General features: G+C 58.7%; 12 protein-coding genes and 1 tRNA gene. 3 read left to right on the forward strand and 10 right to left on the reverse strand.

The features are described 5' to 3' along the window. The first annotated feature begins 80 nt into the window (after positions 1-80). Complete coding sequence (locus T18_RS08475; protein WP_013635250.1) at positions 81-602, forward strand: TIGR02281 family clan AA aspartic protease; 522 nt, start codon at positions 81-83, stop codon at positions 600-602. Here the strand turns inward: T18_RS08475 and deoA are convergent. The 10 genes from deoA to T18_RS08525 form a co-directional block, all read right to left on the reverse strand. Further along, positions 595-1911 (reverse strand): thymidine phosphorylase, encoded by a 1317-nt coding sequence (gene deoA, locus T18_RS08480; RefSeq protein ID WP_075807516.1) that lies wholly within the window; start codon positions 1909-1911, stop codon positions 595-597. The two genes, T18_RS08475 and deoA, sit on opposite strands and share 8 nt — an antisense overlap. Next, the gene (gene deoC / locus T18_RS08485; protein ID WP_003514408.1) at positions 1908-2681 is read right to left on the reverse strand and encodes a deoxyribose-phosphate aldolase; all 774 of its coding nucleotides are present in this window, start codon (positions 2679-2681) and stop codon (positions 1908-1910) included. Before deoC ends, deoA begins: the two co-directional genes overlap by 4 nt. A gap of 2 nt (positions 2682-2683) precedes the next feature. Then, entirely contained in the window at positions 2684-3484 is an 801-nt protein-coding gene (locus T18_RS08490) for a purine-nucleoside phosphorylase (RefSeq protein ID WP_003514406.1), read from the reverse strand. Beyond that, positions 3484-3873, reverse strand: coding sequence for a cytidine deaminase (locus T18_RS08495; protein ID WP_003514404.1), 390 nt, complete (start codon positions 3871-3873; stop codon positions 3484-3486). The genes T18_RS08490 and T18_RS08495 overlap by 1 nt, the downstream gene beginning before the upstream one ends. A gap of 19 nt (positions 3874-3892) precedes the next feature. Beyond that, the gene (locus T18_RS08500) at positions 3893-4864 is read right to left on the reverse strand and encodes an ABC transporter permease (protein WP_003514401.1); all 972 of its coding nucleotides are present in this window, start codon (positions 4862-4864) and stop codon (positions 3893-3895) included. 6 nt (positions 4865-4870) lie between these two features. After that, positions 4871-5974, reverse strand: a complete 1104-nt coding sequence (locus T18_RS08505) for an ABC transporter permease (RefSeq protein WP_003514397.1) — start codon at positions 5972-5974, stop codon at positions 4871-4873. Positions 5975-5981: 7 nt separating this feature from the next. After that, positions 5982-7487, reverse strand: a complete 1506-nt coding sequence (locus tag T18_RS08510; RefSeq protein ID WP_003514394.1) for an ABC transporter ATP-binding protein — start codon at positions 7485-7487, stop codon at positions 5982-5984. A gap of 83 nt (positions 7488-7570) precedes the next feature. Then, complete coding sequence (locus tag T18_RS08515; protein ID WP_003514392.1) at positions 7571-8563, reverse strand: BMP family lipoprotein; 993 nt, start codon at positions 8561-8563, stop codon at positions 7571-7573. A gap of 214 nt (positions 8564-8777) precedes the next feature. Next, the gene (msrA, locus tag T18_RS08520) at positions 8778-9428 is read right to left on the reverse strand and encodes a peptide-methionine (S)-S-oxide reductase MsrA (protein WP_019564547.1); all 651 of its coding nucleotides are present in this window, start codon (positions 9426-9428) and stop codon (positions 8778-8780) included. Positions 9429-9505: 77 nt separating this feature from the next. Beyond that, positions 9506-9823 (reverse strand): hypothetical protein, encoded by a 318-nt coding sequence (locus T18_RS08525; RefSeq protein ID WP_013635245.1) that lies wholly within the window; start codon positions 9821-9823, stop codon positions 9506-9508. Positions 9824-10043: 220 nt separating this feature from the next. Between T18_RS08525 and T18_RS08530 the strand changes: the two genes are divergently transcribed. Further along, positions 10044-10133 (forward strand) — tRNA-Ser (locus T18_RS08530). A gap of 287 nt (positions 10134-10420) precedes the next feature. Beyond that, positions 10421-12322: a molecular chaperone DnaK gene (dnaK, locus tag T18_RS08535; RefSeq protein ID WP_003514373.1), complete on the forward strand. Its 1902-nt coding sequence runs from the start codon at positions 10421-10423 to the stop codon at positions 12320-12322. Positions 12323-12409 lie beyond the last annotated feature (87 nt).

The raw sequence follows: 12409 nt of genomic DNA on the forward strand, positions 1-12409 counted from the left end.
TGGCTTTTTTCTTTTAAGATTTCAGCATGTTTTGCGTCTATTCTGCATAGGGATAACCCTGCCTTCTCAGGAGCGACGACTTGCTGGCGCGTACGATTTTTCTGCTCATCGGTCTTTCGGTCAGCGCCACGCAGATTCCGGCGCTGGTGGAAAAATTTCAGCCGCGCCCGGAAGCCAAGGTGGAAAAAGCCGAAGTCAAATCGGAAGCCGTCAAACCGGAACCCGTTTCGCTTGGCGGCGTCAATCTGAAAGCGGACGCACGCGGCCACTTCAACGCCGCCTTCCGTATCAACGGCAAATCTTTCGACGGGCTTGTCGATACCGGTGCCTCCATGGTTGCCATCAATGAGACGATCGCCCGGCGGCTCGGTTTCGGCGTCAACAGCCTCGATTTCAAATATCCGATCTCAACCGCCAACGGTCAGACCATGGCGGCCTATCTGAAGCTCGACCGGGTGGAAATCGGCACGATCCGCGTTCAGAATGTCGACGCCATGGTGCTGAAAGATAATGCGTTGAGCAACATGCTTGTTGGCATGAGCTTCCTGAAACAACTATCGTCATTCAAGGTATCGGGTGGCGAAATGAGGCTGGTCAGGTAATTCGCTCGAGGACCACAGTGCTGGTTTCCATCGCAGTGTCAGCAACCCCATAGCAGGCCGTAATCCTTTTGACGGCAAGTTCCGCTTCTTGCTTAGAGGCCGCATGGACGCAGGCGATTGGTTCGCCTTTTTCCACTTTTGTGCCGAGCGGCAGGATATCGGAAATCCCGACCGAAGGGTCGATCTTGTCTGACGGCATTCTTCTGCCGCCGCCAAGCTCGACAACGACCATGCCGAGATCGCGCGTCGCACAGGATGCCAGCCAGCCGCCGCGCTCAGCCGAAACCGGGAGAATGACCGGCGCCGATGGCAGGTAACGCGATGGATGATCGACAAAGTCCGCAGGCCCGCCAAGTGCTGCGACCATTTTCGCAAAGACTTCCATGGCACGACCGGAGGAAAGGGCGGCCTCAGCCAGCGCCTCGCCTTCATCCAGAGTGGCCGCGCTGCCCGCTTGCACCAGCATTTCCGCAGCAAAGGCAAGAACCACCTTTTCGAGACGTGTTCCCGCCTTGCGGCCAGCCAGAAAGTCCAGGCAATTGACGATTTCGACCGCATTGCCTGCGGCATCGCCAAGCGGCTGGTTCATGTCGGTTATAAGAGCCGTCGTCGGCAGGCCTGCGCCATTTGCCACATCGACCAGCGCGACGGCGAGATTACGGGCATCCTCCACACTCTGCATGAAAGCGCCGTTGCCGACCTTCACATCCAGAACCAGCGTCTGAAGCCCGGCCGCAAGCTTCTTAGACAGAATGGAGGCGGTGATCAACGGGATGGAATCCACCGTCGCGGTCACGTCCCTGATAGCATAGAGGCGCTTGTCTGCGGGGGCGAGATCGCCCGTCTGGCCGATGATGGCACAGCCGACCGTCTTGACCGTCCGGCGGAACAGGGCTTCGTCCGGCATCACATCGTAACCGGGGATCGCTTCCAGCTTGTCGAGCGTGCCGCCGGTATGGCCAAGACCCCTGCCGGAAATCATCGGCACCGCAAGACCGCAGGCGGCAACGATCGGGGCGAGCATCAGGGAGACGTTGTCGCCGACGCCGCCGGTCGAGTGCTTGTCCGCCACCGGCCTGCCAATATCGTTCCAGGACAGGACATCACCGCTGTCGCGCATGGCGAGTGTCAGCGCCACCATCTCGTCGCGGTTCATACCCCGGAAAAACACCGCCATGGCAAAGGCAGCGGCCTGGCCTTCCGATATGCCGTCCTTGGACAGCGCCTCGATGAAAGCGGCAATCTCCTGCGGCGCAAGAGACAGGCCATCACGTTTGCGGCGGATGATTTCCTGCGGGATCAAGCTCAATACCCGCTGGCGGCCTTGGCCGGTTCGCCACCGGCCAGCACGTTCAGGACATCATCGAGAACGCCGGAAGCGCCGAAGCGGAACGTGGACGGCATGGCCCAGTCGGGCGCCATGATTGTTTCCGCCAGCCGCAGATAAAGCGTGGCGTCTTCCACCGTGCCGACACCGCCGGCAGGCTTGAAGCCCACCTTCTGCCTGCTGTCGCGGATCGCCTGCAACATGATATCGGCGGCTTCCAGCGTGGCGTTGATGGCGACCTTGCCTGTTGAGGTCTTGATGAAATCGGCCCCTTCGGCAATGGCGAGTTCGGAAGCACGACGAATGAGAGCCTTGTCCTTCAGCTCGCCGGTTTCGAGAATGACCTTGAGAAGAACGGGTGCGACGCAGACCTTGCGTACGGCAGCCACCATCTCGGAAACAGCCGTTTCATCGCCTGCTATGAACTTACGATAGGGGATGACCAGATCGATTTCGTCGGCACCGTCGCGGATGGCCGCCTCGGTCTCCGCCACCACGGTCGCAACATCCAGATCGCCCGACGGAAAATTGACGACCGTGGCGATACGGATCGCATGGTCTTTTCCGAAAGCGGCACGCGCCTGGGCGACGAAACGCGGCCAGATGCAGATCGCGGCGGTATTGCCGTATTCGGTATGAGCCCTCTGGCACAAAGCAGCAATCTGCTCGGGCGTGCAGTCTTCCTTGAGGTTGGTCAGGTCCAGCAAGGATAGTGTCAGGGCAGCCGCTTCGCGCGGACGCTGGAGTTCCATGGTCACGCTCCTCCTGCGATCATTTCTTTCAAGATGGCGGCAAGCCTCTTGCCGCCCACCGGAGCCATGTCCTTGGTTTCCTCATGGCTCAGTTCAGCGCCAGTCATGCCGGCACCGTAATTGGTAATAACCGATGCGGCGGCAACGCGCATCCCGAAAAAGCGGGCGAGGATGACTTCCGGCACGGTGGACATGCCGACGGCATCCGCACCCAGCAGCCGCGCCATGCGGATTTCCGCCGGCGTTTCGAAGCTTGGGCCGGAAAACCACATGTAGACGCCGCCGAACAAGGGCACCGTCGCGCGGATCGCGGCATTACGCATCGCGAGCATCAGGTCCGGATCATAAGCCGTGGTCATGCCGACGAAGCGGTTGTCACTCTCTTCGCCAATCAGCGGGTTCATGCCGGAATAATTGATATGATCGGTGATCTGCATGACCGAGCCGGGCGGTATGTCCTGCCTGACCGAGCCTGCCGAATTGGTGAGGATGAGCGACTGCACGCCAAGACCAGCGAGCGCCTCAATGACCGCGCGCATGGCGGCCGGATCGCCTTTTTCGTAATAGTGCACCCGGCCGGACAGCATCATCACCGGCTCGCCACCGAGATAACCGGCCACCAACTCGCCGGCATGGCCGGAAACGCCGCTTGCAGGGAAACCGGGAAGTTCGGCGTAGGGCACGCGGATCGCATCGCTGACCTCGTCCACAAGCGACCCCAGGCCTGAGCCCAGCACGATGGCGATGCGCGGCATCAGGCCATTCAGACGCTCCACCAGAATATCGATCAGCGTATCCGGCATCAGGGCAGCTCGGTCTTGAAGCTGAAGGGCAAAAGTTCATCCATGGTCATGACCTTCTGAACACCGGTTTCGTCACAGAGATAGACCTTGGTGTCTGGCGAGGCGAATTCGGCGATCTTCTGCCGGCAGCCGCCGCAGGGCGGGCAAAGAGCAAGCTTTTCCGCGATGACGGCGATCTCGCTTATCTTCTTTGCTCCACCCATGATCATGGCGCTGATGGCCGAAGGCTCGGCGCACCAGCCTTGAGGGAAGGAGAGGTTCTCGATATTGGCGCCCTTGTAGATTTTGCCGTCTTCAGCGCGGATTGCCGCACCGACAGGGAATTTCGAATAGGGCGCATAGGCAAAGGCCATGGCCTCCACCGCTGCCTCGAACAACTGATGGGACATTGGTTCACGGGACATGGATTTAACGCTCCTTCGCATAGGCAACGCCACCGGCCTTGGGGGGCTTGGCGACGCCGATGAAACCGGCAAGCAGGATGCAGGTCAGAATATAGGGCATTGCCTGGAAAATCTGCACCGGCACTTCACCGATACCCGGCACGGATTTGCCCTGCATGAAGTTGGCGAAAGCATCCAGGAAACCGAAGAGCAGGCATGCGAACATGACCGGCACCGGCTTCCATTTCGCGAAGATCAGCGCGGCGAGTGCGATATAGCCCTTGCCGGCCGACATGTTGGCGATGAAGGCCGCCGATTGCGCAACGGCGAGATAGGCGCCCGAAAAACCGCAGAGGAAGCCGGCAACGATGACGGCGCGGTAACGCATCCATGTCACCGAAATGCCCGCCGTATCGACCGCGCCCGGATTTTCACCCACCGCGCGCAGGCGAAGGCCGAAACGGGTGCGGTAAAGCACCCACCAGGACAGCGGCACCGCCAGAAAGGCGAGATAGGTCAGGATGTTGTTGCCGGAAATGACATTGGCGTAGAGCGGGCCGATGAAAGGCACTTCGCGCATCGCATCCGCACCAGGCAGGATGATCGGTGCGAAACGGCCTTCGCCCGGCAATTGCGGCGTGCGCCCGCCCTGCCCGAACCACGCCTGCCCCAGAACCACCGTCAGACCGGCGGCAATGAAGTTGAGCGCCACGCCCGACACGATCTGGTTGCCGCGATTTGTGATGACGGCAAAGCCGTGGATCAGCGAAAACAGGATGGAGACGGCAATGCCCGCAAGCAGGCCGGCCCAAGGATTTGCGGTGAGATAGGCGACACAAGCCGAAGCAAAGGCTGCCGCCAGCATCTTGCCTTCAAGGCCGATATCGAACACGCCCGCGCGTTCGGAAAACAGCCCGGCAAGCGCCGTGAACAGAAGCGGGATGGTGAGACGGACGGTCGAGCCGAGAATGCTGACCAGCATATCGAAGAAATCCATATCAGCTCACCCCTTTGCCAAGCGCTGGTAGATGCGGACGATCGCCGGCCGGTACATATATTCAAGCGCGCCGGCAAACAGGATAACCAGACCCTGGATGACGACGATCATCTCACGGGTAATATTCGGCATCTCGAAAGAGAGATCTGCACCGCCCTGATAGAGAATGCCGAACAGCAGCGCCGAAAATAGGATGCCGAGCGGGTGGCTTCGCCCCATCAGAGACACGGCGATGCCGACGAAACCCGCACCGCCGACAAATTCCACCTGCAAGCGGGCGGAAGCCCCCATGACCGGGTTCAGCGCCATCATACCTGCCAGACCGCCGGAAATGAGCATGGCGATGATGACGGTGCGCGCATAGGGAATGCCGGCATAGACGGCGGCCGAGGGGCTGACGCCGAGCGTGCGCATCTCATAACCGAGCTTGGTGCGCCAGATCAGCACCCAGACGAGAAAACACATGACCAGTGCGATGATGAAGGAGACGTTGAACGGCGCCGGCCCGAGCTTCAGGCCGAACAGCGCCATCAGCCAGTCGAGCTTCGGCAATTGCCCACCTGGCAGAAAGGTGCGCGTTTCCGGCGCCATCTTGCCCGGCACGATCAGCACGTTCACCAGCAGATAGACCATCAACGCCGCAGCGATGAAGTTGAACATGATGGTGGTTATGACGACGTGGCTACCGCGTTTTGCCTGCAGCCATGCCGGAATAAACGCCCAGGCCGCGCCGAAAACCGCAGCGCCGATGATGGCGAAGGGCATCGTCACATACCACGGCACATAACGGTCGAGCGCCAGCGCCACCAGCGCCGCGCCCAGTCCGCCAATATAGGCCTGACCTTCAGAGCCGATGTTGAACAGACCGGCATGGAAGGCGACCGCCACAGAGAGGCCGGTGAAGATGAAACTCGTCGTATAAAACAGCGTGAAGCCGATGGCATCGCCACGACCTAGCGCCCCTTCGATGAGCAGGCGAAGCGCCGCGAGCGGATTTTCACCGATCGACCAGACGACGAGGCCGGAAATCAGAAATGCGGTAACTACATTTAAAAACGGCAGGAGGCCGTAGGTGATCCAGTTTGGCAGGGGTACGGAAGCGGTGCTCATTCATGCCTCATGCGGCGATGCCGGCCATCATCAGGCCCAGCGTCTGTTCTTCGGCTTCCGCCGTTTTTTCTCCAACGACACGCCCGGCGAACATGACCATGATCCGGTCCGAAAGGGAACGGATTTCATCGAGTTCGACCGAAACCAGCAAGATCGCCTTGCCGGCATCGCGCATTTCGATGATGCGGCGATGGATGAATTCGATGGCGCCGATATCCACACCGCGGGTCGGCTGGCCGATGATCAGCATCTTGGGGTCACGCTCGATTTCGCGGGCAACGACGATCTTCTGCTGGTTGCCACCGGAAAAATTGGCGGTCTTCAGCTGCGGGTTCGGCGGGCGGATATCGTATTTCTCGATCTTTTCGACCGCATCCTTGCGGATGGCCTCGGGGTTGAGGAAAGGGCCTTTGCCGTATCGCTCGTCGTGGTGATAGCCGAGGATGGAATTTTCATATTCCTCGAATTTCAGCACCAGCCCCATATGGTGCCGGTCTTCCGGAATATGTGCGAGACCGAGTTCGCGCAGAATGGACGGATCGGGCCGATCAACCTTCTGCCCGGCCACCCATATCTCGCCCGAGTAAGGCTTGCGGATGCCTGCGATCGCTTCGAGGAGCTCAGACTGGCCATTGCCGGCCACACCGGCGATGCCGACGATTTCACCGGCGCGGACATCCAGCGAGACATCGTCGACCATGGTGACGCCGCGGCTGTCCTTGACGGTCAGATTACGGATGGAAAGGAGAACTTCGCCCGGCGTCGTCTCGCCTTTTTCCACCCGCAGCAGCACGCGACGGCCGACCATCAGTTCGGCCAGTTCCTCAACGCTGGTTTCGGAAGTTTTGCGGGTCGCCACCATTTCGCCGCGGCGCATGACGGAGACGGAATCCGTGATCGCCATGATCTCGCGCAGCTTGTGGGTGATGAGGATGACGGTTTTGCCCTGCTCACGCAGGACACCGAGGATCTTGAAAAGATGATCGGCTTCCGCAGGCGTGAGAACGCCAGTCGGCTCGTCGAGGATCAGGATTTCGGCGCCACGATACATGGCTTTCAGGATTTCGACGCGCTGTTGCAGGCCGACCGGCAGTTCCTCGATCACAGCATCCGGATCGACTTCCAGCCCGTAGTCGTCTTCAAGGCGCTTCAACTCCTTGCGCGCAGCCGCCCTGCCCTTGGCAAGCGATGCGCCGCCTTCCGCGCCCAGCATGACGTTTTCCAGCACGGTGAAATTTTCCACCAGCATGAAATGCTGATGGACCATGCCGATGCCAGCACTGATCGCAGCCTGGCTATCGCGGATCGATACCGGCGCGCCGTTTACCCGGATTTCACCGGCATCAGCCTGGTAAAAACCGTAGAGGATCGACATCAGGGTCGATTTTCCGGCACCGTTTTCCCCGATGATGCCGTGGATCGTACCCTTGGCAACGGTCAGGTTGATATTCTTATTGGCGTGAACGGCACCGAATTTTTTATCGATGCCCACGAGTTCGATTGCTGGGTCCATACTCAAACCGAAACCTCTCCGAAGGCTGGATATGAAAAGGGCGCAAGGTGAAAAATCACCATGCGCCCCAGACACATATCATATCATTTCGGGCAGGAATTGTCCGCCATATAGTCATGAACCTTGATGGTGCCGGCAATGATGTCGGCCTTCGCCTTGTCCACGGCGGCGGTCATTTCCGGCGTGATCAGGGCCTTGTTGTTGTCGTCGAGAGCATAGGCAACGCCGTCTTCCTTGACGCCGAGAGCAACGATGCCGGGGGTGAACTTGTCGTCCTTGGCATCCTTGTAGGCGTTGTAGACAGCCAGATCGACGCGCTTTACCATCGAGGTCAGCACCGAGCCGGGGTGCAGGTGGTTCTGGTTGGAATCGACGCCGATCGAGAATTTCTTGTTGTCGGCAGCGGTCTGCAACACGCCGATACCGGTCGCACCAGCTGCCGCGTAGATCACGTCAGCGCCCTGGTCGATCTGGTTCTTGGTCAGTTCGCCACCGCGCACCGGATCATTCCAAGCCGCACCGGTGGTGCCCGTCATGTTCTGGAAGACTTCGATCTTGTCGTTGGCAGCCTTGGCGCCCTGCGCATAACCACAGGCGAATTTACGGATCAGCGGAATATCCATGCCGCCGATGAAGCCGACCTTACCGGTCTTGGAGGCCATGCCTGCCAGAAGACCGACGAGATAAGAGCCTTCGTGCTCCTTGTAGACGACCGAGCGGACATTCGGCAGCTCGACGACGGAATCGACGATGACGAACTTGGTGTCAGGGAATTCGGCTGCAACCTTTTCCATGGCCGACGTCCAGGCAAAGGACACGGCAACAACCGGGTTAAAGCCCTTGCTGGCGAAGTTGCGGATAGCCTGCTCGCCCTGCGTATCGCTGGTCGGTTCAAAATCGCGGAACTCGATGCCCGTTTCTGCCTTGAACTTTTCAGCGCCAGCCGCGGCGGCTTCGTTGAACGACTTGTCGAACTTGCCGCCCGTACCATAAACCAATGCCGGCTTGATATCGGCAGCAAGCGCGGAAGCCGACATGGCGGCGAGCGCAAAAAGCGTCAGAAGGGATTTTTTCATTGTGCAGCCCTGTTGTTGCAATTGATATTTTAAGGGTCCTCCCGCAAACCCGTTGACCGGGAATGTCTGCGGAACCGCCAGCCGTTATCCCGGCTGTGCTTGGCTCATATCCTTGCATGGCTCAATGAAAAATTCATCCGGTTTTTTTGACCCGGTGGAAAAACTTTATTCTGGCGTTTTTTTGGTCTTTCCACCTGGGCAACGTGCAAAAAATCTAGTCGATATTGCAGCTTACGCCGGTTCCCCTGAGCCCGCAGTAGCCGCCCGGATTCTTGGCAAGATATTGCTGGTGATAGTCTTCCGCGTAATAAAATGTTTCAAGCGGTCCAATTTCGGTGGTGATGGCGCGGCCATGCCCCGCCTCGTCCAAAGCCTGCTGAAAAGCGTCGTGCGCCTTCTGCGCCTGCTGCAACTGGCCTTCGGTATTGGCATAGATGGCGGAACGATAGGTCGTGCCGACGTCGTTGCCCTGCCGCATCCCTTGCGTCGGATCATGCTCCTCGAAGAATATCTTAAGCAGGCCTGACAGCGAGATGACGGCCGGATCGTAGACGACCTTGACCACTTCGGCGTGGCCCGTCTGGCCCGTCGTCGTCTCCTGATAGGTGGGATTGCGGGTAAAACCGCCGGCATAACCCACCGCCGTCACCCACACACCCGGCGTCTGCCAGAACAGGCGCTCCGCACCCCAGAAGCAACCCATACCCAGATAGATGATTTCCAAACCATCGGGATAAGGCCCCTTCAAGGGCCGGCCATTGACGAAATGGGTCTCGGGCACGGCAAGCGCCTCTTCACGGCCGGGCAAAGCCGTCTCTTCGGTCGGCATCGTCGTCTTTTTTGAAAGCGTATCGAACAGGAACATTCGGTCCTCCGTGCGGCCGATTATGCCGCTTCTCAGGGTTCACATCTGCGGGGCGCGCGCGCTGTCAGTTGATAAATTCAGACTGACGAACGCCTCATCACTTTGCGCTTCCTGTAACCGGCCATCCAGCAAAGCAGGGATAGCGCGAGGAAAAAAGCAAATGCCGGCAGTCCCGACAGGGCATTTTCAATGAAGCGCCACGCTTCAGGGTGAATATAGTGAGCCAAGGCCGTTTCCACCATGGTGCGCGAGGCAGGAAGAAGATAGTTCCAGACGGACAGGATGCCGGTGATGTTGACCGAGGATGTGGAAACCGAGCGGATCGAATCGAGTACGCCAAGAAAAACAGCTGCAATGAGAAGAAGAAAGCTCAAAAACCGCAAAAAAGCTTTCATCAGGATACCTCGGTTGCGGCCCGTCGTTTCGACAGCCATGTTTTGAAAGATATATTGCATCGATAAAGGCGGGAAAACCGGTTTGCAATCGCATCGAAAGGCAGGAAATTGCCGACAATTCAAAAAACTGTCAGATTCGTGTTGATCCTAGCGAATTCATCGGTATATATCGCGCCGTTCCAGTGATTTGCATTCCTCAAAACATGCAGATTTGAAAAAAGGACAGGTGGCCGAGTGGTTTAAGGCGCACGCCTGGAACGCGTGTGTGCGTGAAAGCGTACCGTGGGTTCGAATCCCACCCTGTCCGCCATTTCACCTCACCTCAATGACTTTATAAACGCGCCTCCGCATCGCCATGACCGTGGCAGTCAAAGTCACGTTTTTGCCCTTCTGCACGCCTTGATGGCTATGCTTCTGCACAGACAGGGGTTTCATCCGCTTTTTTGCAGCGCTTCACCCTCTCTTGCGCCTTGCAGCAGGAAAAATCGCTCCTTATATACGCCGCATAACAGCAGCGAATACTGCAAATCCAAGTCAAGGAGTTGTCCATGGAATGCCTCACGGGGTTCCGACAGCTAGCTTCAAGGAGAGAAGAGCATGGCAAAAGTAATCGGTATCGACCTTGGCACAACCAATTCCTGCGTTGCAGTGATGGACGGCAAGGACACGAAAGTTATTGAAAACGCGGAAGGCGCGCGCACTACGCCATCCATGGTGGCATTTTCCGACGATGGCGAACGCCTTGTCGGCCAGCCGGCCAAGCGCCAGGCGGTCACCAACCCGACCAACACCCTGTTTGCGGTCAAGCGCCTCATCGGTCGCCGTTATGAAGACCCGACCGTCGAAAAGGACAAGGCTCTCGTTCCCTTCGAAATCGTCAAGGGCGACAATGGCGACGCATGGGTGAAGGCTCAGGACAAGAACTATTCCCCTTCGCAGATTTCCGCGATGATCCTTCAGAAGATGAAGGAAACGGCTGAATCCTATCTCGGCGAAAAGGTCGAGAAGGCCGTCATCACCGTTCCGGCATACTTCAACGACGCCCAGCGCCAGGCAACCAAGGATGCCGGCCGCATCGCCGGTCTGGACGTCCTGCGCATCATCAACGAGCCGACCGCGGCAGCCCTCGCTTACGGCCTCGACAAGAAGGACGGCAAGACCATCGCCGTTTACGACCTTGGCGGCGGCACCTTCGATATTTCCGTTCTGGAAATCGGCGACGGCGTTTTCGAAGTGAAGTCCACCAACGGCGACACCTTCCTCGGCGGTGAAGACTTCGACATGCGTCTGGTCGAATATCTGGCCGGCGAGTTCAAGAAGGATCAGGGCATCGACCTGAAGAACGACAAGCTCGCTCTGCAGCGCCTCAAGGAAGCTGCCGAAAAGGCCAAGATCGAACTTTCGTCCTCGCAGCAGACCGAAATCAACCTGCCGTTCATCACGGCTGATGCTTCCGGTCCGAAGCACCTGACGCTGAAGCTGACCCGCGCCAAGTTCGAAAGCCTGGTGGACGATCTGGTGCAGCGCACCGTCGCCCCTTGCAAGGCTGCCCTCAAGGATGCCGGCGTTACCGCTGCCGAGATCGATGAAGTCGTTCTCGTTGGTGGCATGAGCCGCATGCCGAAGGTACAGGAAGTCGTCAAGCAGCTGTTCGGCAAGGAGCCGCACAAGGGCGTGAACCCTGATGAAGTGGTTGCCATGGGCGCCGCCATTCAGGCCGGCGTTCTGCAGGGCGACGTCAAGGACGTTCTGCTTCTCGACGTGACCCCGCTGTCGCTCGGCATCGAAACGCTGGGTGGCGTCTTCACTCGTCTGATCGATCGCAACACGACGATCCCGACGAAGAAGAGCCAGACCTTCTCGACCGCCGAAGACAGCCAGTCGGCCGTGACGATCCGTGTCTCGCAGGGCGAGCGCGAAATGGCACAGGATAACAAGCTGCTCGGCCAGTTCGACCTCGTCGGCCTGCCGCCGGCACCCCGCGGCGTTCCGCAGATCGAAGTGACCTTCGATATCGACGCCAACGGCATCGTGCAGGTTTCGGCGAAAGACAAGGGCACCGGCAAGGAACAGCAGATCCGTATCCAGGCTTCCGGTGGTCTTTCCGACGCCGACATCGAGAAGATGGTCAAGGACGCTGAAGCCAATGCCGAAGCCGACAAGAAGCGTCGTGCGGGTGTCGAAGCCAAGAACCAAGCCGAAAGCCTCGTTCACTCCACCGAGAAATCGGTGAAAGAATATGGCGACAAGGTTTCCGAAACCGACCGCAAGGCCATAGAAGACGCCATTGCCAGCCTGAAGACGGCCGTTGAGGCTTCCGAACCGGATGCCGACGACATTCAGGCAAAGACCCAGACCCTCATGGAAGTTTCCATGAAGCTCGGTCAGGCCATCTACGAAGCGCAGCAGGCTGAAGCCGGCGCTAACGGAGAAGGCGGCAAGGACGACGTCGTCGACGCCGACTATGAGGAAATCAAGGACGACAAGAAGTCCGCGTAATAGCGTGGCTTCCCGTCTCCTGTCGATACATGCAAGACATCCGGCTGCCGAAGTGCAGCCGGAAATCCATTTGCGAGGCTTGTTATC

Source organism: Rhizobium sp. TBD182 (assembly GCF_001950375.1).
Classification (GTDB): Bacteria; Pseudomonadota; Alphaproteobacteria; order Rhizobiales; family Rhizobiaceae; genus Agrobacterium; species Agrobacterium tumefaciens.